Annotated in this window: 19 protein-coding genes; 8 read left to right on the top strand and 11 right to left on the bottom strand. The window is 66.9% G+C overall.

The window, feature by feature from the left end:
• Nucleotides 1-86 precede the first annotated feature (86 nt).
• Entirely contained in the window at nucleotides 87-269 is a 183-nt protein-coding gene (locus WD430_RS06700; RefSeq protein ID WP_339105240.1) for a CopG family transcriptional regulator, read from the bottom strand.
• A 56-nt stretch (nucleotides 270-325) separates the two neighbouring features.
• Nucleotides 326-2692 carry a twin-arginine translocase subunit TatC gene (locus WD430_RS06695; RefSeq protein ID WP_339105239.1) on the bottom strand — a complete coding sequence of 789 codons (2367 nt, stop codon included), beginning with the start codon at nucleotides 2690-2692 and terminating at the stop codon, nucleotides 326-328.
• Between the two features lie 142 nt (nucleotides 2693-2834).
• Here WD430_RS06695 and WD430_RS06690 point away from each other — a divergent pair, with 142 nt between their 5' ends.
• The 5 genes from WD430_RS06690 to WD430_RS06670 all read left to right on the top strand — a co-directional run bounded on the left by WD430_RS06690 (nucleotide 2835) and on the right by WD430_RS06670 (nucleotide 10784).
• The gene (locus WD430_RS06690) at nucleotides 2835-3812 is read left to right on the top strand and encodes a twin-arginine translocase subunit TatC (protein WP_339105238.1); all 978 of its coding nucleotides are present in this window, start codon (nucleotides 2835-2837) and stop codon (nucleotides 3810-3812) included.
• A 388-nt stretch (nucleotides 3813-4200) separates the two neighbouring features.
• On the top strand, nucleotides 4201-6381 hold the full coding sequence (gene nasA / locus WD430_RS06685) for an assimilatory nitrate reductase NasA (RefSeq protein WP_339105237.1): 2181 nt from the start codon (nucleotides 4201-4203) through the stop codon (nucleotides 6379-6381).
• A 30-nt stretch (nucleotides 6382-6411) separates the two neighbouring features.
• A complete protein-coding gene (locus tag WD430_RS06680; RefSeq protein ID WP_339105236.1) occupies nucleotides 6412-7770 on the top strand; it encodes an MFS transporter in 1359 nt (452 codons plus the stop codon).
• A gap of 449 nt (nucleotides 7771-8219) precedes the next feature.
• Nucleotides 8220-9989, top strand: coding sequence for a ferredoxin--nitrite reductase (locus tag WD430_RS06675; RefSeq protein WP_339105235.1), 1770 nt, complete (start codon nucleotides 8220-8222; stop codon nucleotides 9987-9989).
• Between the two features lie 129 nt (nucleotides 9990-10118).
• Nucleotides 10119-10784, top strand: a complete 666-nt coding sequence (locus WD430_RS06670; RefSeq protein WP_339105234.1) for a CPBP family intramembrane glutamic endopeptidase — start codon at nucleotides 10119-10121, stop codon at nucleotides 10782-10784.
• A gap of 49 nt (nucleotides 10785-10833) precedes the next feature.
• Here the strand turns inward: WD430_RS06670 and WD430_RS06665 are convergent, their stop codons facing one another.
• From WD430_RS06665 to WD430_RS06645, 5 genes are all read right to left on the bottom strand, one after another.
• Nucleotides 10834-11817, bottom strand: coding sequence for a hypothetical protein (locus tag WD430_RS06665; protein WP_339105233.1), 984 nt, complete (start codon nucleotides 11815-11817; stop codon nucleotides 10834-10836).
• 58 nt (nucleotides 11818-11875) lie between these two features.
• The gene (locus WD430_RS06660) at nucleotides 11876-12232 is read right to left on the bottom strand and encodes a hypothetical protein (RefSeq protein ID WP_339105799.1); all 357 of its coding nucleotides are present in this window, start codon (nucleotides 12230-12232) and stop codon (nucleotides 11876-11878) included.
• A gap of 252 nt (nucleotides 12233-12484) precedes the next feature.
• Nucleotides 12485-13438: an ATP-dependent sacrificial sulfur transferase LarE gene (gene larE, locus WD430_RS06655; RefSeq protein WP_339105232.1), complete on the bottom strand. Its 954-nt coding sequence runs from the start codon at nucleotides 13436-13438 to the stop codon at nucleotides 12485-12487.
• Nucleotides 13439-13514: 76 nt separating this feature from the next.
• Entirely contained in the window at nucleotides 13515-14489 is a 975-nt protein-coding gene (locus WD430_RS06650; protein ID WP_339105231.1) for a Gfo/Idh/MocA family oxidoreductase, read from the bottom strand.
• A 59-nt stretch (nucleotides 14490-14548) separates the two neighbouring features.
• On the bottom strand, nucleotides 14549-15328 hold the full coding sequence (locus WD430_RS06645; protein ID WP_339105230.1) for a hypothetical protein: 780 nt from the start codon (nucleotides 15326-15328) through the stop codon (nucleotides 14549-14551).
• 141 nt (nucleotides 15329-15469) lie between these two features.
• On the opposite strand from WD430_RS06645, the gene WD430_RS06640 reads away from it, so the two are divergent.
• Complete coding sequence (locus WD430_RS06640) at nucleotides 15470-16030, top strand: DUF6789 family protein (protein WP_339105229.1); 561 nt, start codon at nucleotides 15470-15472, stop codon at nucleotides 16028-16030.
• 490 nt (nucleotides 16031-16520) lie between these two features.
• Here WD430_RS06640 and WD430_RS06635 read toward each other — a convergent pair whose 3' ends face one another.
• Nucleotides 16521-17618, bottom strand: coding sequence for a glutamate-cysteine ligase family protein (locus tag WD430_RS06635; RefSeq protein ID WP_339105228.1), 1098 nt, complete (start codon nucleotides 17616-17618; stop codon nucleotides 16521-16523).
• Nucleotides 17619-17935: 317 nt separating this feature from the next.
• On the opposite strand from WD430_RS06635, the gene WD430_RS06630 reads away from it, so the two are divergent.
• On the top strand, nucleotides 17936-18490 hold the full coding sequence (locus WD430_RS06630; RefSeq protein ID WP_339105227.1) for a cupin domain-containing protein: 555 nt from the start codon (nucleotides 17936-17938) through the stop codon (nucleotides 18488-18490).
• A gap of 31 nt (nucleotides 18491-18521) precedes the next feature.
• Here the strand turns inward: WD430_RS06630 and WD430_RS06625 are convergent, their stop codons facing one another.
• The 3 genes from WD430_RS06625 to WD430_RS06615 are packed head-to-tail and all read right to left on the bottom strand — an operon-like array spanning nucleotide 18522 to nucleotide 20076.
• Nucleotides 18522-19025: a DUF892 family protein gene (locus WD430_RS06625; RefSeq protein WP_339105226.1), complete on the bottom strand. Its 504-nt coding sequence runs from the start codon at nucleotides 19023-19025 to the stop codon at nucleotides 18522-18524.
• A 9-nt stretch (nucleotides 19026-19034) separates the two neighbouring features.
• A complete protein-coding gene (locus WD430_RS06620) occupies nucleotides 19035-19697 on the bottom strand; it encodes a DUF892 family protein (protein ID WP_339105225.1) in 663 nt (220 codons plus the stop codon).
• A 49-nt stretch (nucleotides 19698-19746) separates the two neighbouring features.
• Nucleotides 19747-20076, bottom strand: a complete 330-nt coding sequence (locus WD430_RS06615) for a hypothetical protein (RefSeq protein ID WP_339105224.1) — start codon at nucleotides 20074-20076, stop codon at nucleotides 19747-19749.
• A gap of 258 nt (nucleotides 20077-20334) precedes the next feature.
• Here WD430_RS06615 and WD430_RS06610 point away from each other — a divergent pair, with 258 nt between their 5' ends.
• Entirely contained in the window at nucleotides 20335-22662 is a 2328-nt protein-coding gene (locus WD430_RS06610; protein ID WP_339105223.1) for a cbb3-type cytochrome c oxidase subunit I, read from the top strand.
• The last annotated feature ends 53 nt before the right edge of the window (nucleotides 22663-22715 follow it).

The raw sequence follows: 22715 nt of genomic DNA, 5'->3' as shown, positions 1-22715 counted from the left end.
CCGTGTCGTGCTGCTACTTACTGACGTCGTGTCAAGCGGCTACTGCCGCTCTCCGTCGCGGTTTCGGAGCCGCCGCGATGAGAAGCTCACTCTCGCTCGTCGGCCTCGAGCCGATCGTGTCGCTCGTCGATCTCGTCTAACACGTCGAGCGTCTTGCGAATCGAGGCGCGGATCGCGTCGCTGCGGTTGACGAACTTCCCGTCGTCGCCGACGTGATCGTCCAGATCGTCCAGCAGTTCCTGTGGGATTTCGACGCTGATCTTCGGCATTTGCGTGATCGTTTGGAGCCGGCTGCCTTAACAGTCCTCGTCACGACGACGGCCGACTACTCCGGCGTAGCGCCCGATTCGGGCTCCGGTTCCGGATCGGCCGGCTCGCCGCCGCTTCCCCCGCCACCGAACAGGCGGCCGCCGGCGGTGAGGACGTAGAGGAGAGCGAGTCCGAGCAGGTACGTCAGCGCGAGCGGGATCGCCAGCAGCAGCATCGTCAGGACGCCCTTCGGGCTGGCGAAGGCGGCGAGCGTGAAGATGCCGACGACGACCGGCCGCCAGCGGTCGAGCATCGTCCGGTAGCTGACGATGCCGCCGACGTGGAACAGCGCCATCGTGACGACGATGTTGAAGAGGAAGCCGACGCCGAGGGTCGTGTAGATCACCAGCCAGGAGAAGCTGTTGATCCGGTAGGAGACTTCCATCCCGTTCTGGATGGCGTCGGAGATGAGGTACGAGATGACCGACGGGGCGATCCAGTAGAACCCGGCGAACAGCCCGGCGCCGAAGCCGAGGAACATCGCGAGCCCCCAGACGAGGAACACCCGCGCATCGCCCCGAACCAGCCCGCGCTCCTTGGCCGCCGGCCAGCCCCAGTACATGATCAGGGGGACGACGGAAATGAACGCGAGGATCGTGCTCACCTTCACCATGAAGATCAGCACCTCGACGGGGTGGAGGGCGATGACCAGTCCCAGCTCCTCGAGTAGTTCCGTCGTCGTCTCCGCGCCGGCGACGCCCGCGCCGCCCGAGACCTCTCGGAGGACCTCCTCGGGGACGCGGTCGACGAACTGGGCGAGGATGATGCCGAACCCGCCCTGATACAGCGCGAGGAACGAGGCGGCGAGGACGGCCATGAAGACGCCGACGATGTAGATCGCCTTCGAGGTGAGGCTGTTGACGATAAAGGCGAGGTCGTAGGCGTAGCCGCCGATGTCGTCCTCGGTCGTCTCGTCCTCGGTGAACGCGTCGAGCATTCCCGCAGCGGTGCTCGAGAAGACGCTCTCCTCGTCGTCACCGCCACTGCCGGCGGCCGCGGCGTCACCGGCGGCCGCCGTACCGGCCGCGGCGCTCGCGGCGGTTTCGCCCTCGCCGTCGGTCTCGTCGCCCGCCTGCTGTTCCTGCAGGGTGTCGAACCGGTCGAGGATCGCCTGCGCCTTCTCCCGGTTGTCGTCGTACATCGCCTGCCGAGAGTAGTCGAGGGCGTCCTCTTCCTCCATCGAGAGGAAAACTGTCGCCGGAATCTCTTCGATGTCCTCGGCCGAGAGCGTCTCGAAGTCGACGTCCTCGGGATCGTCGGCGCTCCGGAGGTCTCCCTCTCGGGGGTAGACCGGCGCCTGTAACACTCGGATCGTGTAGACGAGGAGGACGAGGAACCCGACCGCGGCGGCGACGGCGGCGCCGACGGCGACGTCACCGAGCAGGCCGTGTTCGGCCGCGTACGTCTCGAGACCGAGCGTTCCCTCGGGTCGGATCGGCGCCGGAAGCAGCGGGAAGACCGCTTCGTCCAAGGTATCGGCGCCGTCCTGATTGATGAAGACGCTCGTCCCGACGGTGATGAGCGCCAGCGCGCCGGCGAACTGGAGGAGGCGCCGTTTCATGAACGAGGTGCCCGTGTCGAGTTCGGCCGCGCCGCGCCGACGGATGTTGGCGACGACCTTCGCGAGGCCGAGGCTGAACCCGTAGAGGGCGACCAGCGGCAGCGCCCACATGACCAGCGTGAACGGGTCCGGCGGCGAGAAGGCCGCCCCGAAGACCGTGATGGCGACGACCGCGTGGCGCCACTTGTCGCGGAACGTCTCGTAGGAGACGATCTCGGTGTAGGACAGCACGCTCATCGCCAGCGGCAGTTGCGCCGCGAGCCCGAAGGAAATGGTCAGCAGGGCGATGAACTCGGTGAACTCGGTGATCCCCCAGCTCGGGGTGACGCCGGCGTCGAAGGCGACCGACCCGAGGAACTCGAAGGCGAAGGGGAAGAAGATGCCGTAGGCGTAGCCGACGCCGATCCAGAACAGGGTGAACGACGTCAGCGCGAAGAGGGCGATGTACCCCCGCGAGACGGGAAACGCCGAGTCGAAGCCGCGTCGGCGAAGCGTGTGTCGCGAGAAGAACAGCAGCGCCGGTATCGCGACGATGACGCCGATGAGCATCCCGATCTTCGCCTGTAAGAGGATTACCTCGAACGGCGTGCGGGTGATGATATTGGTCGCGTCGGCGACCGTCTCGTTCATCTGCGCTTTCGCCGTCGCCTCGAGGAAGTCCCAGATGAAGACTCGGAGGGCGTAGAAGGACCCGATGAAGCCGATGACGAAGACGATGAATACCTTCTGGAGATGCGTCTGCGCGGTCGAGAGCATCACACCGATCGACTCTCGACCGGCGTTGATGGCTTTGGCCGTATCCTCGTCGACGGCAGAACTCATTTATCGTCTGTGGCTAACTGACATCCAGTTATCAACCTTTCGAGTGCTGGGGCCCGATGCGGACCGATTCCAGACCTTGTCACTCTCGCACGATGTCCGTAAGAAAAAGGCCTATAACCGGGGCCCCTTCATACTCCTATAGATGTCGGACGAGCCGGCGGACCGTGGGGACGTCGAGGGTTCCACAGAGCCACAGGAGTCGCCCGGTGAGGGACCACCGATCGACGACGACGGGAGCGACGACGCTCCGCCCGTCGCGACCGACGGTGGAGACGAGTCCGATCCCGACGACCGGCCGATCGAGACCGACGGCGAGGGCGTCGTCGGCGATCACACCGACCACGGCGGGGCCGACTACCCCGATCCCGACGACGATATCGGCGGTATCTCGACGCCGCCTGACGACGAGGAGATGCCCCTCGCCGACCACATCGAGGAGATGGTGCTCCGGTTCGCGGTCGTCCTCCTGTTCGGGGCGACCGGGACGGCGATCGGGCTGCTGGGAGCGTCGGAGGCACTCGAGTTCATCTGGCTCGACGTCTTCCCGGCCCAGGCCGAGGAAGTGCCGCCGCCGCATATCTACCATCCGCTCGAGCTGTGGATGACCCGGGTCAAGCTCTCGGCGCTGCTGGGTATCATGGTGGCACTCCCGACGTTCGTCTACGAGTGTTACAAGTTCATGAAGCCGGGGCTGTACCCCCACGAGCGCAAGTACTACCTCGCGTCCGTCCCGCTGAGCGTCGTTCTCGCCGCGCTGGGCATGCTGTTCTCGTACGTACTCGTCCTCCCCGTCCTCTTCCAGTACTTCACCTACTACGCGGAGGGCAGCGCCGATATCGCGTACGCGCTCGGTGAGACGTTCGATCTGATCATCACGCTGACCGGCTTCCTCGCGATCGTCTTCCAGATTCCGCTCTTCATCATGCTCGCGATCATGATGGGCGTGACGACCCGCCGCTGGCTGGCCCAGAAGCGACTCTACTTCTGGGCGGGCTTCGCGGGCCTCTCATTCATGTTCACGATGGACCCGACCATGATGGCGCCCATCCTCGTGGCGGTCACGATGATCCTGCTGTTCGAGGGGACCCTCTTCATCCTGAAGTGGGTCGGACGGGAGTGACCGTTCGGTCGGAGATTCTCCCGACGCGGTCGGTTTTTCGTGCGATCGGTCCGCTCGAGAGCGACTGCGCTCGCGCACTCCCGACCGGACTTCCGCGTCCGTATGCCATTAGTTCCCATCATATGGCCCGTCGATTCGTGGACGGCCGTCCGATCGCTCGCCTCGTCCGCTGATTTCAGGTCCTTATATTCTTTCTATCCGTCCGTAGATTGATGGATAGTCTCCGTTATTGCCCAGATAGTCACGGTTTGTAAACGATTACCGTTTAGTAGTCCCATACGTTCTCTATTACTGTGAATGAGTGTATGATATTGGGCCAAACTCCTGCTGCAGAGTGTGATTGTAAATCACACGCCGGTCGTCGCGGATCGGGGCGGAGGTGGACGGCGTGACGGAGCTCGTACCGACGACGTGTATGCGGTGTGCGGTCGGCTGTGGTCACGTCCACCGTCCCGTCGAACAGGGATACGGTCTCGACGTCGTCCGCGGCGACGCCGCCCATCCGGTCAACAACGGACTGGCCTGCCAGCGCGGGATCAGCGAGTCCGTCGATCCCGACGCCGACTGGCTGACTCGCCCGCTCGTCCGCCGGAACGGCGAACTGGTGCCGACGACCTGGGAGACCGCCCTCGAGCGCGCCGCCGAAGGGCTCGACGCGGCCCTCGAGAGCGGTTCGGGCGGCGAGGGAGTCGCGGTGCTGGGCAGCGGCCAGCAGACCAACGAGGCCGCCTACGCGCTGGGTAAGCTCGCCCGCGGCGGCTTCGGAACCCCGTACTACGACGCCAACACGACGCTGTGTATGGCCTCGGCCGTCACGGCCTACTACGACGCGTTCGGCAGCGACGCGCCGCCGCCGACCTACGACGACATCCCCGAGGCCGAGACCCACCTCGTCTGGGGGGCGAACCCGGCCGCGGCCCACCCGGTCATGTTCCGGTGGATCAACCAGTCGGCCGACGACGACGACTCCGAACTGATCGTCGTCGATCCGATCGAGAGCGAGACCGCCGAGGTCGCCGACCGCCACGTCCCCGTCTCGCCCGGCGGCGACCTCGACCTCGCTCGCGCGATCCTCGCGCGCGTCGTCGAGACCGACCGCGTCGACGAGGCGTTCGTCGCCGAGGCGACCGACGGCTTCGACGCCCTCCGCGAGGACCTGCCCGACGCCGCCGCGGCCGCCGAGGCCGCCGGCGTCTCCCTCGAGGACGTCGACCGAATCGCCGCGGCGCTCGAGGATCCGACCCTCTGTTACTGGGGGATGGGGATCAACCAGAGCGTCAACGGGACGGCAGCGTCGGGCGCCCTGATCGATCTCTGTCTGGCGACGGGGAACCTCCGGCCCGGCTCCGGTCCGTTCTCGCTGACCGGCCAGGCCAACTCGATGGGGACCCGCGTCTGCTCCTCGAAGGGGTCCTGGCCCGGCCACCGGCCCTTCACCGATCCCGACCACCGCCGCGAGGTCGCCGAGACGTGGGACGTTCCCCGGTCGCGGCTGCCGGACGATCCCGGCCCCGGCCCGGTCGGCATCGTCGACGAGATCGGCGACGACGTCGAGGCCGTCTACGCCGTCGCGACCAATCCGGTCGCCGGCATGCCCGACGCCAACCGCGTCCGCGAGCGACTCGAGGACGCCTTCCTCGTCGTCCAGGACGCCTTCCACAGCGAGACGGTCGAACTCGCCGACGTCGTGTTCCCCGCCGCGACGTGGGGCGAGTCCGAGGGAACGACGACCAACATGGAACGAACCGTCTCGCGCGTGCGCGCCGCGACGGAGACGCCGTCGGGCGTCAAGACCGACCTCGAACTGATCGGCGACCTCGCCGATCGACTCGTTCCCGACCTCTTCGACGAGGATCTCGAGCCCGAAGCGGTCTTCGACGAACTGGCGGCGCTGACCGAGGGGACCCCCGCCGACCTCTCGGGGATCAGCTACGACCGCCTCGAGGACGAAGTGGCGGTCCGCTGGCCCGCGCCGGAGCCGGACGTCTCGGCCGGCTACCGCTACTACGAGGGGCCGGCCGGCGACGACCGGAGCGGCGACGAAACTGAGACCGAGGCCGACGACGACGCAGCGGCCGAGCGCGAGGAGTCGTGGTCGTTCCCGACTCCCACCGGCCGCGCGCAGTTCTCGACGGGCGAGGCCCGGCCGCTGCCGGAGTCGACCGACGAGGAGTACCCCCTCACCCTGACGACGGCTCGGCGTCCCGACGCGTACAACTCCGGTGTCCGCGCGCGCGACGACGATCCCGTCGCGAGGGTCAGCCCCGCGACGGCCGCCGCGCTAGTCGACGAACTCGAGTCCCGGCCCGGCGAGTCCGACGACGAGGACGACCCCGCCGAGTACGCCCACGTCGTCTCCCGCCGGGGCTCGATCACCGTCCGCGTCGAGCGCGACGAGGCGATCCCCGACGGCGTGGTCTGGCTCCCGATCCATCAGCCCGAAGTCAACGAACTCACGCTCTCGGAGGTCGACCCGCGTTCGAAAGAGCCAAACTTCAAACAGTGCGCGGTCCGCCTCGAGGCGCCCCGCGAGCGCGAGGCCAGAGCGGTCGCGGAAGCGAGTGCCTGACGATGGCGGTCGGTTTCGGGTGTTCGACCGATGCGTGAGCGACCGCCGGAGCCGGTCGACTCGAGCGACGGGCCTGCGCCCGCCGTCCGGGGGACGCCGCGACGGGGCGTCGCCTCGGCTACCCTCGGGTTCTTCGTGGGCTTCGCCGGCGTCGTCTGCTACGGCCCGGTCGCCTCGGAGTTCGAGGGCGCGATGGGGCTCTCCGGGCTCTTGCTCGGGCTGCTCGTCGCCGCGCCCCAGCTGACCGGCTCCTTGCTCCGGATCCCCTTCGGGGCGTGGGTCGAGGACGTCGGCGCGAAGAAGCCGTTTCTGGTCCTGCTCGGCCTGTCGATCGTCGGCATGGGCGGTCTGTCCGTGCTCCTGTTGACGTCCTATCCGGACGGGCTCACGATGGCTCACTACCCGCTCGTGTTCTTCTTCGGGGCGCTGTCGGGCTGTGGCATCGCGACGTTCTCCGTCGGGACCACCCAGACGTCCTACTGGTACCCCTCGGAGAAACAGGGGACGGTGCTCGCGGTCTTCGGCGGCCTCGGCAACACGTCGCCGGGGCTGTTCACGCTCGCCCTCCCCGTCGCGCTGGCCGCGCTCGGCCTGACGGGCGCGTACCTCGCGTGGTTCGCGTTCCTGATCGTCGGAACCGTCGCCTACGCGTACTACGCGGTCGACGCCCCCTACTTCCAGTTCGTCGAGCGAGGGGTCGACGAGCGCGAGGCTCGGCGGCGCGCCGAGGCCTGCGGGCAGGAGCTGTTCCCCGGCGGCGACGCGATGGCCTCCATCCGGGGCGCCGCGAGCATCCCGCGGACGTGGGTCCTCGTCGCGCTGTTCTTCACGTCCTTCGGCGGCTTCCTCGCGCTGACGACCTGGCTCCCGTCGTACTGGCAGGCCGTCCACGGCGTCGACGTGCGGACCGCCGGCGCGCTCACGGCGGTCGCCTTCACGCTGCTCGCGGCGGTGATCCGCGTCCCGGGCGGGTTCGTCAGCGATCGGTTCGGCGGCGAACCGACCGCGATCGCCAGTTTCGGCGCGATCGCGCTCGCCACGCTGGTGCTCGTCGTCACCCGCGAGTTCGCCCTCGCCGTCGCCGCGACGGTCCTGCTCGGCGCCGGCATGGGCGTCGCCAGCGCGGCCGTCTTCCAGCTGGTGCCGAAATACGTCCCCGACGCCGTCGGCGGTGCCTCCGGTCTGGTCGGTGGTATCGGCGCCTTCGGCGGATTCGCCGTTCCGCCGATCCTCGGCCTCTTCGTCGACCTGCAGGGAACGGCGGGATACGCGACCGGATTCGTCGTCTTCCTCGTCCTCGGGGTCGTTTCGATCGGCCTCTCGAGCGGACTCTACCGAGCCCGGCCGACGCCGGCTCCGGCCGACTCCTCGACGCCCGCCGACGACTGATCGCCCCCGTTTCGATCGCGAGTCGAGCGGCGACCGAACGTTTCGGATTTCGATATCGAAGTGGACGATCGATCTCCCGCTCGACGTGGGGCAGTCCGCGCGACCGCTCCATCGTCCGCACCCGACGACTCGCGACCGCGTCTCGAGCGCGACGGAAGGTGCAGTTGTGCGCCATCGAATCTCGCTGGCAGCTTCTCTACCGGTTGCGAGCCGATCTCACCGTTTCGAATCGATCAATTGCCACGTCGCTCGAGTCGAATATACGTCCTAATATACATCATATCCGATTGGAGATGATACGTTCGACGCTGGATGGGGTAGAAAAATACCCATTTGTAAACGATTACTGTTATATGGTTTAGAGCCATGACGTAAAAACGTGAATTACGTCATGTTTGGAGTGGAAATTCGCGACTGCGGGTCCGATCGTTCGATCGAGGTGGTCGACAATGGCGCATAAGAAAGAAGAACAGAAGGAGGACTGCTACGGCGACGAAGTGCGGGAACACATCGAGCGGTTCGCCGAGAACGGCGGCTTCGAGGCCATCCCGGACGACGAGGTCGACAAGTGGACCACCCGGTTCAAGTTCTGGGGCGTGTTCCAGCAGCGCTCCGGCCAGGAGGAGTACTTCATGATGCGGCTGACCAACGCCAGCGGCATCTTAGAGCCGGAGCAGCTGCGCCGCATCGGCGAAGTCGCGAAGGAGTACGCGAAGGGTCCCGTCGCGAACCCCGAGTTCGGCAACGGCTGGATCGATCTCACCACCCGTCAGTCGGTCCAGCTCCACTGGCTCAAACTCGAGGACATCCCCGAGATCTGGGAGAAACTCGAGGCCGTCGGCGTTCACTCCCGCTCGGCGGGCGGCGACACGATGCGCAACATCTCCGGCTGTCCGCTCCACGGCAAGGCCGAGGAGTTCGTCGAGGCCGGGCCCCTGCTCGAGCGCTTCGAGGAGGACCTCCGCAAGGACGACGCGCTCGCGAACATGCCCCGGAAGTTCAACATCAGCGCGTCGGGCTGTACGGTCGGCTGCGCCCAGGACTCGCTCAACGATATCGGATTCGAGCCGGCGACCAAGGAGATCGACGGCGAAGAGGTTCGCGGGTTCAACGTGTGCATCGGCGGTGGGCTCGGCGGTCGCCAGCCCCGCGCCGCGACGCCGCTGGACGTCTTCGTTCGGCCCGAGAACGCCTACGAGGTCGGCCGCGGCTTCGTCGAGCTCTACCACGACTACGGCAACCGCCAGAACCGCTCGAAGAACCGCGCCCGGTTCTTCGCCGAGGACTGGGGCATGGAGAAGATCCGCGAGACGCTCCAGGAGGAGTACGTGGACTTCGAGATGCACCGCGCGGGCGAGGACTTCCGCGAGGAGTACACCTACAACGCCGGCCGCCCCGTCGAGGACGGCCAGCACGACCACGTCGGCGTCGGCGACCAGAAGGACGGGCGGAACTACGTCGGCCTGAGCGTTCCCGTGGGCCGTCTGCCCGCCGAGGACGCGATCGAAATCGCCGATCTGGCCGACGAGTACGGCTCCGGCGAGGTCCGCCTGACCCGCCGCCAGAACCCCGTCATCGTCGACGTCGCCGACGAGGATCTGGACGCCCTGCTCGCCGAACCGATCCTCGAGGAGTACCCCGCCGAACCCAGCCCGTTCGAGCGCGGCGCGATGGCCTGTACCGGCACCGAGTTCTGCTCGATCGCGCTGACCGAGACGAAGGGACGGATGGCCCGCATGCTGCGCTGGTTCAATAAGAACGTCGATCTGCCGGACGACGTCGGGAAGATCAAGATGCACTACTCCGGCTGTACGGCCGACTGCGGTCAGGCGATGACCGCCGACATCGGTCTGCAGGGAATGCGCGCACGCAAGAACGGCGAGATGGTCGAGGCCTTCGACATCGGCGTCGGCGGCGGCGTCGGCGAGGACCCCTCCTTCATCGACTGGGTCCAGCAGCGCGTCCCGGCCGACGAGGCTCCCGGCGCGATCCGCAACCTGCTCGAGGCCTACGCGGCCCACCGCGAGGACGGACAGACGTTCCGCGAGTGGGTCGAGGCCACGGCCGAGGAACAGCTCGTCGAGTTCTGCGAACCCGAGGAGACGGACTTCGAGGCCCCGTACATGGACGACGCCAAGCAGTCCTGGTACCCCTTCGCCGAGAGCGAGTCCGCGGCGGCCGCCGCCGGTGAGGAGGCCGCGGCTCCGTCCGACGACTGACTCGAGTATCGCCGCGATTCCGGTCGGACGAGCGTCGCCCGACGGTAGTCGGTTCTTCGTCTCCCGTGAGTACGGCGCCGAGCGCTGTCGATAGGTAATTTTACGCTCGTGTAGTCCTAATAACAGGACATGACTGCCGCGGATCGGACGACGCGTCACGGGTTCTCCCGGACGACGACCGCGGGGCTCGCGATCGCGCTGTTCGGACTCCCATTGCTTTCCGGCGCGACTCGAGCGCTCCGAATCGACCTCCATCCGCTAGTGACGATCGCGGCCCAATGGGCGCTCCTCGGACTCGTCGTCGGACTCGCGATCGGGGTCGAGGGCCGATCGCTCCGGTCGCTCGGCGTCCGCCGACCGTCCCGACGCGACGCGGTCCCGCTGCTCGTCGCGGCGGTGTTCGGGTTCCTCGCGCTGGCGGCGACCGGGCCGCTGATCGACGCGCTCGGCCTTCCGGAGCGACGGGTGACGGGACTGGACGTCGACCGAGTCGGCGTCGGGGTCGCCGTCGCGTCCGCGATCACGATCGGCGTCGTCGAGGAGGCGCTGTACCGCGGCTACGCGATCGAGCGCCTCACCGAGTACACCGGGAGCGCGCGTCTCGCCGGCGGGCTCTCGGTGGCGGCGTTTACCCTCTCTCACGCCGTCGGCTGGCGCCTCGGCGATCTCCTGCAGGTCTCGCTGGCCGCGCTCGTCTTCACGCTCGCGTATCTGTATCGGCGCTCGCTGATCCCCGTCGTCGGGGCCCACATCGCGATCTGGCTGTTCGGCGTTCTCGGCGCCGTCTACGGCTGACGAGCGACCGTCGACGCGGATCGCTGTCCCGACGGCGGCACGATCGTCGTCACCGTTCCGCCCTCTCCTCTTCCGCGAGTTCGCTCTCGAACTCGTGGGGCCGCGAAACGAACGGTCCGACGGCGATCGTCCGCTCGGAGACGGTCGCGATGCGGAGGATGTAGGCGAACAGCACGGCGAAGGGAGCGAGCGCGATCGAGAAGAGCCCGCTGACGACGACGAGTCCGTATCCCTCGAGGGGCGACGGAACGGGCAGCGGTATCAGCCCGGCCGCGAACGTCGCGAGCAACGCCGGAACCCCGACCAGCAGTAGCCGCCGCGATAGCTGTGCGAGCACCCGCTGGGTATACGTCGTCCGGAAGTGGGTGCGGGCGACGCTGAAGAACTCGAGCGTCTCGGCGAGGTCCGCGAGCGCCTCGTCGATCGCCGGCGGCGCGTTCGCGTCGTCGCGAAATCGGCGCGCCTCGTACAGTTGCCGCGAGTACGGGTAGTCGAGCACCGAGAGGATCGCGTTCACGCGGCCGGCGCCGCTCCGAGTCAGGATCTCGTCGGCTCGCCGGGCGTCGGCGGCGACAGCGTCGGCGAAGTCGACGACCGAGTCGCGCCGGTCGCCGTCGAGATCGGTCGTCGCGCGGTCCCCGAGCCTCGCCGCCTCCGACTCGATGCTCCGAACGACCACGGCGAGAAACTCCGTCGGTAAGATCGGGCTGGGAGACGTCTCGGCGGCGTCCTCGACGTCCTGGCGGTACTCTCGCAACTCCTCGACGCGAGTTCGGATCTCGTCGGCCGAGCCGAACTCCTGGGAGAGAACGAGCTGGTTGATCGCCAGCACGATCGAGAGGAACGTGAACAGCCCGGGGATCAGTCCGCCGGCGATTCCACGCACTGCGGCCGGTTCGTCGAGGGCGAGTATTCCGCCGTACCCCAGTCCCGTCAGGACGATCCAGACGCCGATCACCAGCGCCGCCGCCACGACGTGGCGATCGCCGTCGAGGTACAGCCACTGGACGACCGCCGCGCGAACGTCGAGCATCGCGTCCGGACGACGGTCACGCCGAGGGAAAAGGACGACGGCGATTCGCAGCCGCTGCCTACCGGTGTTCCCGCGTTCGCTCGTAGGCGTAGTCGAGCGCGTCCTCGAGCGACCCGGGGCCGTCGTAGTTGGCCGAGAAGAGGTCCATGAAGTCGCGAGCGATGCTGTCGCAGCGTTCGAACGTGAGAACCGTTCGGATGCGGATCGTCTCGGAGAGGTCGAGGCCGGGATAGCTCGTCGCGGTCAACGCGTATCCGGGGTGGTCCTCGCCGTCGAGCGACGCCGGCGCGACCTTCAGCCGCAGATCACCCGACTCGTGACGATACGTCCGATACTCCATTTCCCGGTCGGTATCGGCCGGGGTATAGGTCCGACTCTCTTCCGTGTTCCACGCAGACGGCACGTCGGCGTCCATCATCCAACGATACCGACCCGAGTGCTACGTCCGTATCGAAATGAGCAATATTCCCGGACGTTAGTTCACAGACCCAACTAATGATGGGTTCGATGCGCCAAAGAGGATTATATTTTGAAAGCACGTGCAATAACAGATCCGTAATAAGGAGAATATCGAAATCAACTCCGGAACCCGAGACGGAACTGGACTCGAGCGCGAGAGCGGACAGCATTCGACAGCCGATCGCTCGTCCCGAACCGCCGTCGGTCGTCAGTCGTCGCTCCGGGAGCGCGAATCCGCGGCGAAGACGTCCTCGACGAGCGGTTCGTCGCCGTCGCGAGTTCCGTCGGTCCGTTCGTCGCCGTCGCGGGTTCCGTCGGCTCGTTCGCCGTCGCCGTCGGTTTCGCGCTCCGCCTCGCCCTCGGGACTGACGCTCCCCGTCCGATACCCGTGGAGGTCGAGCGTGACGTGGTCGAAGCCCAGTTCCGACAGTTCCTCGCGGACCGTCTCCGCGAACTCGCGGGTCAGCGCCCGCTCGAGTTCGTCGGGTGCGACTTCGATCCGGGCCAGTCCGTCGTGGTCGCGGACGCGGAACTGGTCGAACCCCCACTGGCGCAGCAGGGCCTCGGCGTGCTCGACGCGGCTGAGCCGTTCCTCGGTGACCTCGAGCCCCGTCGGAATCCGGGAGGAGAGGCAGGCCATCGACGGCTTGTCGGCGACCGAGAGGCCGTAGCGGTCGGCGATCTCGCGCACTTCCTCCTTGGTGATGTCGTGGGCCAGCAGCGGCGAGTGGACCTCGAGTTCCTCGACCGCCTGGAGACCCGGGCGATGTCCCGCGCCCGGATCGTCGGCGTTGGTGCCGTCGCAGACCGTCTCGATCCCGAACTCGCGGGCCGTCTCGAGCATCTCGCCCAACCGCATCGTCCGGCAGTGATAGCAGCGCTCGTCGTCGTTCTCGACGAACGCGTCGCTCTCCAGTTCGGAGAAGGCGACGATCTCGTGGCGGACGCCGATCTCGTCGGCGACTCGCTTGGCGTCCTCGAGTTCGGCCTCGGGGAGCGTCTCGCTCTTCGCGGTGCAGGCGACCGCGTCGTCCCCGAGGGCGTCGTGGGCGAGCGCGGCCACGACGCTCGAGTCGACCCCGCCGGAGAACGCGACCAGCACGCCGTCGCGGTCCGCGAGGTCCTCGCGCGCGGCCTCGAGTTTCGCCTCGAGCGTTGTCATGGCCCGTGGTTCGCACCGGACGGGCAAAAGCGCGTTGTCGTCGGGTCGGCCCCGGCGCTCGACGGCGCGGCCGCGATCAGACCTCGACCGAGCGATCCCGCTCGGCGCTCTCCGCCAGCGCGTCGATGACCCGCATGTTCGCGATCGCCTCCTCGCCGTCGGTCCGCGGCGGTCGATCGTCCTCGACGCTCGAGGCGAACTCCTCGATCTCGAGGCGGAACTGGTCGGTCGGATCGAACGTCTCGACGCCGTGCCGGCCGTCGATCCGGTACTCGAGGTCCAGCGGCTCGTCCGTCGGCGCGTCGAAGGCATCGCGGACCTCGAGCCAGCCGTTGGCCGCCTCGACGCGGTACCGCTGGACTTTCTGCGTGTCGAACCCGGACGCGACGCGCGCGGACGAGCCGTCGTCGTACTCCAGGATCCCGGCCAGTTCCGTGTCCACGCCGGCCCCGCGGGAGTCGTCCGCGTGCGCGTAGGCCCGCTCGGGTTCGCCGAGGATCTGCCGGACCAGCGAGACCGGGTAACAGCCGACGTCCATCAGGCTCCCGCCGGCCAGATCGGGCGAGAGCCGCACGTCGTCCGGGCGGTCGAACAGCGGGAACTTGAACGCGGCCGTCACGGAGCGGACGTCCTCGAGTTCGTCTCGAGCCAGTTCGATCGCCCGCTCGGTCCGCGGGTGATACCGGTACATGAACCCCTCCATCAGGGTCACGCCGCGATCCTCGCAGTGTTCGACGACCTCGCGGGCCTCTCCGGCGTCGACCGTCAACGGCTTCTCGCAGAGGACGTCGAGGCCGGCGTCGGCCGCCCGCTCGGTCCACTGGGCGTGCAGGCCGTTGGGAAGCGGGATGTAGACGGCGTCGATGTTCGCGTCCGCGATGAGGTCCTCGTACCCCTCGTAGGACTCGTCGATCCCGTGGTCGTCCGCGAAGGTCCGCGCGCGTTCACCGTCGCGGGAGGCGACGGCCGTCACCTCGTGTTCCGTGGCCTCGAGGGCGGGGAGAAACGATTTCCGGGCGATACCGGCCGTACTGAGTACGCCGAAATCCATACGCCACGTTGCCCGACCGTCCTCAAATATCCCCGCATTGGACGGCGATTGCGGCTTCTCTATCGGGTCGTCGGCGAATCGACGGCCGCCCGTATCGCCTCGCGGGCGTCCGGAGGCACCTCGTCGGCGGCCATTCGCTCGTCGAGCCACCAGCGGCGCTCGAGGACGACCGCGCCGCCGGTCTCGCGGAGCCCGTCGAACCGCTCCCAGGGGACGTACTGGGTGGTCACCGTACCGATATCGGCGTATTTGAGCCCGTTTTCGCAGACCTCGTACTCCCGCGGCCGTCGGACGCTGATCTGCATCGTGATAAGCGCCGCAAGCCCGCCGCTCAGGAGAAACGAGGGGGCGCCGTAGAGCACACCGACGAACGCTGCGACGGTTCCGAGACCGAACAGCAGGCTCCATCGACGGATCCGCCGCCGTCGCCCCGGATCCGGTTTTGCAACCCAGTATGCACGCAGTTTGCCCGCCGCTTGGTCGGCGTAGGCCCTGTTACCCAGGATCCAGATCGCAAAGCCGAGTACCATGAATCCGATCCCCGAGAGCAACACCGGTAACGAGACGCTGACACCGTTGACGAGTTCGTCCTCGAGAACGAGGGTAACCATCACTCCCGTGGGAACGACCGTCGGGACGGCGAGCAGTCGGCGCTGCCCCAGCTCGACCCACAGGTCCGGTCGCCGTCCGAGGGCGAGCGCGACGAGCAGCCAGGTGAGTCCGCAGCCGACGAGCAACCCCGTTCCGTCGATTCCGACAGCTATGCCGGCGACGTAGCCGACCAACCCGACGTAGGCGCCGGTCGCGATCGATGGGCCGTCGAGCGAGAGCGATTGCATACGTATTAGAATTCAAATCACTTCAAATATACAAATTCCTTCCGATGCGGAAGATAGTCGCCCGCGTTCTAACAACCCTCGGGGCCGTCCACTGCACGCCGGGCGGTTAAGGCGCCGTTCGTGGTAGAGACGCGACACACGATGTCCATATCTGACCGTTTGCGATCGATCGCCGAGACCGAAGGGGACACGGAGACCACCGACAGACATTCGCGACGAGAGCACTTCGCCGGCGCCGTCCTCCGCGGAATTCAGGCCGGGTTCGTCGCGACGATCATCATGACGGCGTTCCGCCTCCCGATCCTGCGGTCGCTGCCGCCGTCGGCGAACTTCTGGGCGCAGTACGTCACCGGCGACGACCCCGAGGAGCACACGTTCATGGGGCTCGTCCTCCACTTCGTGTACGGAATTCAGGCGGGGGCGATCTTCGGCGGCCTGTTCGCCCTCCAGGACGCAGAGCGGTCGATCGAACCCGAGCAACGCGGACTCGTCTGGGGCTCGATCTACGGGATGGTCCTCTCCGCGTTCGGCTCGCAGTTCATGCTGAAGGAACTGCTGGGCATTCGCCTCGACACGGACGAACTCGCGCTGTTCCACGCGGGTCACCTCGTCTACGGACTCTCGCTGGGCGCCTGGGTCGGTTCGCGGACCGAGGGCGTCGAGGATCCGGAGGAGGAGTACGAGTACAACGACGGGAACTGAGAACGGTCCTGGCGTGGATCGTTATCAGTAGATAGTAGCGCGATTTCTTTATTCATAACAGTGCCTGTAACTGAATTATGGTGGCTACGTATGCGAGTGTATCATGACTGCCTACTCAGGCGTACCGCACGCACAAACAGGTAGCCAGCCACCGCGAACCACACGACTGCCCATACGTTTGGTGGAATTGGGTCCTCGATAGTGTCGGACAATATCACCATACCGTACACGAAACTACTCAGTGCAAGTCCGATTTTCACCCCCCACGGGAGTCGGATAAACAGACTACCGCCCGAATCTGTTGTGTTAGCCGCCATGATTTATTTTGGTTGATCCGAGATATAAGATTTCTTCTCGAGCGGTCAGTAATCAGTCTCTCCAGAGCGTAGTTATTATCCTCCACTAAACACAATTTTCGTCTATCATCTGGATGAAGAAACCGTATTACCGACTACTGTTATAAGCTGTTTCTCTCGATGCCGACGAACGGTCAGACGCCGACTCGCTCGACCAGTTCGTCGACGTCCTCCTCGAGTCGGTTCGCGTACTCCAGTCGGAGGTCCCGCGCGTCGCTTCGCGTCACGTACTGGCGGCCGTCGATCCGCGTGGCGATCGGGTGGTAGTCGTCGACGGAAAACCCCATCCGGTCGAGGTAGCCGACGACGTCGGCCGACTCGAGGCCGTCGTCGATCGCCGATTCGGCGAAGTCGCAGGCCGTCTCGAACGCGGGAAGCCTGATGCCGTCGTCCGTGACGTGGCCGGCGTGGCGGCTGTCGCTCACGGACTCGACCTCGACGTTCGTGTGGTGGACGCGCTCCATCACCGCCTCGAGGTCGTCGGCCAGTCGGAGCAACTGGCTCGGCAGGGCCGCGTCGGGCGAGCGCCACTCCACCGTCGGCATCTCGTCGCGCAGCCTGATCGGCGTCCAGACGACGTCGTCGGTCGAGAAGTTGTTCTCGACCGCCGCCTCGTCGATCCCTTCCTCGAGGGCGGCTCGTTTGAACTCCTCGTAGCGGTCCTCGAGTCGGCGGCGCCACTCGCCGACGGTGTCGACGTAGTGCCAGAGCTGGCCGTGTTTCGGGAGGTCGCCGTAGCACTTCTTTCGGTAACAGTGGGCGCGGGCGCTGTTGGCCACCCGCTCGCCGTCCAGATACGGCGAGGAGTTGACCAGCGCCAGCGCCGCGTCGAGGGCGATCAGCGTGTTGAGCTGATCGGTGACGTTTCGCTTCTCGACGTGGATGTGGGTTCCGGCGCAGTACTTCGCGTACGCGAAGTCGTCGCCGATGACCTCCTTCTGGATGCGCCCGCGCTCGTCGGGCCGGCGATCGATCGCGCCGCAGTTGATCGGCGTCCCCAGCGGGACGAGTCGCTTCTCCTCGGCCGTCGCCGTCGAGAGGACCTCGTCGAGTTGCTCGGCGAAGGTCGCCCGCAGCTCGTCGATCGTCTCGCAGGGAGGCGTCTTCACCTCGAACAGCGGCTCGACGAACTCCCGTTCGGTCCGCTCGGAGACGTCCGCGAGCGCGCCCGGTTCGGTGAGTTCGCCGTCGGTGTCGACGACCCAGTACTCGACTTCGATGCTCGTGTTCATACTCGAAAGGGAGTTCAGCCGTCCGGCGTCGCAGCGGTCGCTGTCGGTGGCCCGTCGGCCGAGCCGACGGAGCGGTTCTCGCCGCCGCGCTACCGATCGGTTCGACGACGGCGCGCTCGTCGGTGGGGCCGACGCCGCCGTCGCGGTTCGATACGGTCCCTTTCACGCGGTTCGTTGAAGCGACGGTGCCTGCAGCCGCCTGCCGGCGCTTCCGTCGTATTCGACCACGCTGCATCGGCGTACGGGTTCGTATCGGCGGTGCTGACACTCTCTTGTCCGTCGACAAGCGCTTTCCCTCGAACCGGTGAAGCCCGACCGTGACTTCGCTATCGACGACGGCCGCCATCTCGAACCCGGTCACCGGCGAACGGATCGCGTTTCGAGAGCGAACGGCGGCGGGACTGCGATTCGAGTACGCGCTCGAGCCCGACGGGTTCGCCGTCGGCAAGGTCGACCACGTCCACCCCGGGCAGGACGAACGGATCGCGGTCGAGGCGGGCCGACTCGGCGTCCGAATCGGGGGCGACGAGTGGACGGCGACGCCGGGGACTCGCTTCGCGGTGCCGGCCGGCTCCGACCACACGATCTGGAACGACGGCGACGAGCCGGTCCGCACGACCATCGAACTGCGGCCCGCCCTCGAGACCCATCGGCTCTTCGAGACGCTGTTCGGCCTCGCTCGAGAGGGGAAGACCAACGCCTGGGGCCTGCCGGGACCGCTGCAACTCGCCGTGATCGCCGACGCGTATCGCGACGAGTTCGCCCTCGCGCGCGCTCCGCTCGCGCTCCAGCGGGCGCTCGCGACGGCCACCGCTCCCGTCGGTCGGCTGGCGGGCTATCGCGCCCGCTACGATCGGTTCCGTTCGGAGTAGCTCCCGCCGCGGACAGCGCGGACGAATCGCGTTACCCCTCCTCGACCGCGACGGTTTCCGGAATCGATACCTCCGTTTCGACCTCCTCGAGCGCCTCGACCGCCGCCCGCTCCTCGGCCAGCGTCGTCTCGAGCGGTTCGACGACGTCGTCGGCGTAGGCCAGCCGTCCGGCGAGGGTCAGCAGCGATTCGTACGCGCGGATCTCGACCCGTTCGGCGGTGAGCGCGATCTCGAGGGCGCTCGGGATCGCGGGCTCGTCGCCCGCCGCCGATCGGTGCCCGCGCCACGACTCGATCAGTCCGTCGATCGTTCGCGTTCGACTCGCCCGCGGGCGTCGACCGAGCGCCGCGAAGACGTCCTCGAGGCGGTCGATCTGGCGATCGGTCTCCGCGCGGTGGTCGGCGAGGACGTCGCGGAGGTCGGCGGTCGGGGTCGTCTCGGCCATCTCCGAGAGCAGTTCGACGTGCGTGCGTTCGGCGTAGTAGGCGCGCTGGAGCTGCAAGCCGAACAGGTCCTCGAGCGTTTCGACGTTCATCGGTGGCTATCAGGGGGACTCTCTCCGGGATCGATCGAGCGATTCTCGCGGCGCGTCGTCGACCGGACTCGCGGCCAGCAGCGTCTCGAGGGCCTCGCCGTCGGCGACCGCCTCGAGGTCCGTCCGCATCCGTCGCTCGTCGTCGTAGTTGCGTTCGAGCGCGTCGACGACCGCGTCGCCCGCATCGGTCATCTCGTCAGTGTCCGCATCCTCGGCGTCCGCTCGAGACGTGGACTCCGTCTCGCCGTCCTCGAGCGCGCTGGCCAGCGCCATCGTCGTCTCGTAGGCCGTACACTCGACGGCCTCGAGCTGGAGCGTCGTCTGGACGTAGAACAGCGGTCGGAGCCCGTCGTTCAGGACGACGTTGTTGAACGCCTCCTTGTCGGCGACGAGGCCGTCCAGCGCCGGTACGGGCCGCGTGTCGGGCTCGGCGCCGAGGGCGTCGAAGGCGTTCTCGATCCGCTCGAGGTGGGCGTCGGTCTCCTCCCGGTGCTGGTCGATGACGTACTGGAGCTGTTCGCGACACTCCATGGTGCGCATGTCGTCGAGCGTATCGATCGAGACGTCGGTCGACAGCGTCTCGAGGGCCGACTGCAGCTCCCGTTCGATGGCGTACAGTCGTTCGAGCTGGGCCGTCAGTGCGTCGCGTGCTGTGGTCGCTGTGGGACTCATGGGAATTTCTCGGTGGCTCTCGCGTTCGCTCGCTTCGCGCGTCGGGCCGTCAGAACGACTGCTGCATCCGCATCCGCTCGTCGGTCTCGTGGGGGCTGTCCCCGCGGTCGCTGTAGCGGGGCCGTCCCACTGCGTCGCGTCGGACGCCGTTCAGAATCGCCAGCTCGAGTTCGTCGGCGCTCTCGTAGGTCTCGTGACCCGAGGTCTCGAGGATCTCTCGGAGCGGCTCCGACCGGCGGGGGTAGCTGATCTCGACGTCGGCGAACTCCGCCAGAATCTCGTCGGTCGTCATCGGGAACGTCGTCTCCTCGAACAGCCGGCTCACGGCCCCTATTTCGAGCGATCTGACCTCGTCGGCGGTGTCGTCGATGTGGCTCATCGAGCGCTCCTACCGGCATGGGCGGCAAAGAGCCACAGCCTGCAGTCGACGACCGCCTCGCGCGGCGCGCTCGAGCCTCGCGGCGTCGGGCGGTTCGCGGAGACGCACGCGTTTTGAGTCCGTTCGGCGCTCGATTTCGGCGCGCGAACCCTTCGATCGTTCCCCCTTGACTCCCCGCCCGAATTGGTTCGCACGTTTTTCCACTCCGTAGGAATTGCAGCGCTACTTGAGGGGGTGGAGGTCCGATCACCGCTTGTCATGCAAGTCTCCAGAAAACAACTGGCCACGTTCCTCGCGGTGATCTTCGTCGCGAACCTCGTCGTGATGGGCGGCGGGGCGTGGCTGTCTTACGAGAACGAACCCGAGATCCCGGAGACGATCGTCGGCCCGGACGGCGAGACCGTCGCGACCAGCGACGACGTCCAGTCCGGGAAGATGGTCTTCCAGGAGAACGGGTTGATGAACCAGGGCTCGATGCTCGGTCGCGGTAGCTATTACGACGTCGACTACACGGCCGACGCCCTCGAGTTGAAGACCGACTACATGCGCGACTACTACGCGCAAGAAGAGCACGATACGGCCTACGAGGACCTCGAGTCGTCCGAACAGGCCGCGATCGACGCGCAGGTCCGAGAGGAACTGCAGTCGAGCAGCTACGACCCCGACGAGGTCGAGTACTCCGCTGCCGAAGCGTACGCCCACGAGCAGGTGCGTCAGGACTACGTCGAGACGTATCACGAGGGCGACCGCGAGCGCGGGGTCCAGGAAGGGTTGATCCCGACCGAGGAGGAGGCCGAGCAGTTCGCTGACTTCGCGCTGTGGACCGCCTGGATCTCCCACACCGATCGGCCCGGTAGCGACGTCTCCTTCACGAACGACTTCCCGTACTCGCCGGCCGCAGGTAACGACGCCGGCGGCGCGGTGATGACCTGGAGCGTCATCGCGATGGTGTTGCTGGTCGCCGGCGCCGGCGTCGCGATCTGGCTCTACCAGGCCGTCGAACTCCCCGAACCGGAGGCTGCGGGCGTCTCGATCCCCCATCCCAAGGAGATCGACCTCACCCCGAGTCAGTTACTGAGCACCAGATTCGTCCTCATCGGTGCGCTGCTGTTCGTCTTCCAGACGTTCATGGGCGGGCTGCTCGCCCACTACTACGTCGAGCGCGACGACTTCTTCGGCCTCCACGAGGTCCTCGGGGTCGACATCCTCGAGTACCTCCCGTGGACGATCGCCCGCACGTGGCACGTCGACCTGGGGATCCTCTGGATCGCCACGATGTGGCTCGGCGCCGGGCTCTTCCTCGCGCCGCTGCTGACGGGCCGCGAACCGCGCAAGCAGGCGCTGTACATCAAGGGCCTGATCGGTGCGCTGCTGGTCGTCGCCGTCGGCGGCCTCGCTGGTATCTGGCTCGGCGTCAACAACTTCTTCGACGGCCAGCTGTGGTGGCTGCTGGGCAACGAGGGTCTGGAGTACCTCGAGATCGGTCGCGTCTGGCAGGCCGGCCTGCTGGTCGGCTTCCTCGGCTGGACCGCGCTCGTGGCGCGCGGATTCAAGCCGTTGCTGGACCGCGAGCCTCGCTACGGACTGGCCCACATGATCGTCTACGCGGGCGGCTCGATCGGCCTGCTGTTCATGGCCGGCTTCCTCTACACGCCGAAGACGAACTTCGTCATCACGGAGTTCTGGCGCTGGTGGGTCGTCCACATGTGGGTCGAGGGCGTCTTCGAGTTCTTCATCCTCGTCGTTATCGCCCTCACGCTGGTCTCGATGAACCTCCTGACCAAGAAATCGGCCGAGAAGGCCGTCATCTTCCAGGCCGCGCTGGTCATGGGTAGCGGCATCATCGGCGTCTCCCACCACTACTGGTGGGCCGGCCTCCCCGAAGTCTGGCTCCCCATCGGGAGCGTCTTCTCGACGCTCGAGTTCATCCCGCTGCTGTTCATCCTCTACGAGGCGCTGGGGCAGTACCGCGCGATGGACGCCGCCGGGAAGGACTTCCCCTACCGGATGGCCTTCTACTTCATCGTCGCCTCGAGCGTCTGGAACTTCTTCGGGGCCGGCGTCATCGGGTTCTTCATCAACCTCCCGGTGATCAGCTACTTCGAGAGCGGGACCTACCTCACGGTCGCTCACGCCCACGGCGCGATGTTCGGCGCCTTCGGCTTCCTCGCGATGGGGATGGCCGTCTACATCCTCCGGGTGACCACCCGCGACACGCACTGGTCCGACCGGCGGCTGCGCTGGTCGTTCTGGCTGTGCAACGCCGGGCTCGCGCTGATGCTGTTCATGTCGCTGCTCCCCGTGGGCTTCCTCCAGCTCGAGGTCGCCTTCACGGAGGGATACGCCGCCTCGCGCAGCCTCGAGTTCTACAACGGCGGGCTGATCCAGACGCTGTTCTGGCTGCGCATGCCCGGCGATACCCTCCTGATCGCCGGCGCGATGGTCTTCGCCTGGGACGTCGCCGCGAAACTCCTCTTCCAGCGGAAGGCGACCGCCGAGGAGACCAAACGCCACGTCATCGCCGACCGGATCTTCGGCGATGACGACGTCGTCGACCCCGTCGACCCGGTCAGCGACGACGACTGACTCCCGATCGGGGTTCTTTGCGGTCCGCGAGCGCTCACTTCTCGAACCGGGGT

The organism is Haloterrigena sp. KLK7 (assembly GCF_037914945.1).
In the GTDB taxonomy this organism is placed as follows: Archaea; Halobacteriota; Halobacteria; order Halobacteriales; family Natrialbaceae; genus Haloterrigena; species Haloterrigena salinisoli.
The sequence above is the reverse complement of the archived record's forward strand: the minus strand, read 5'-3'. Positions and strand labels throughout refer to the sequence as shown.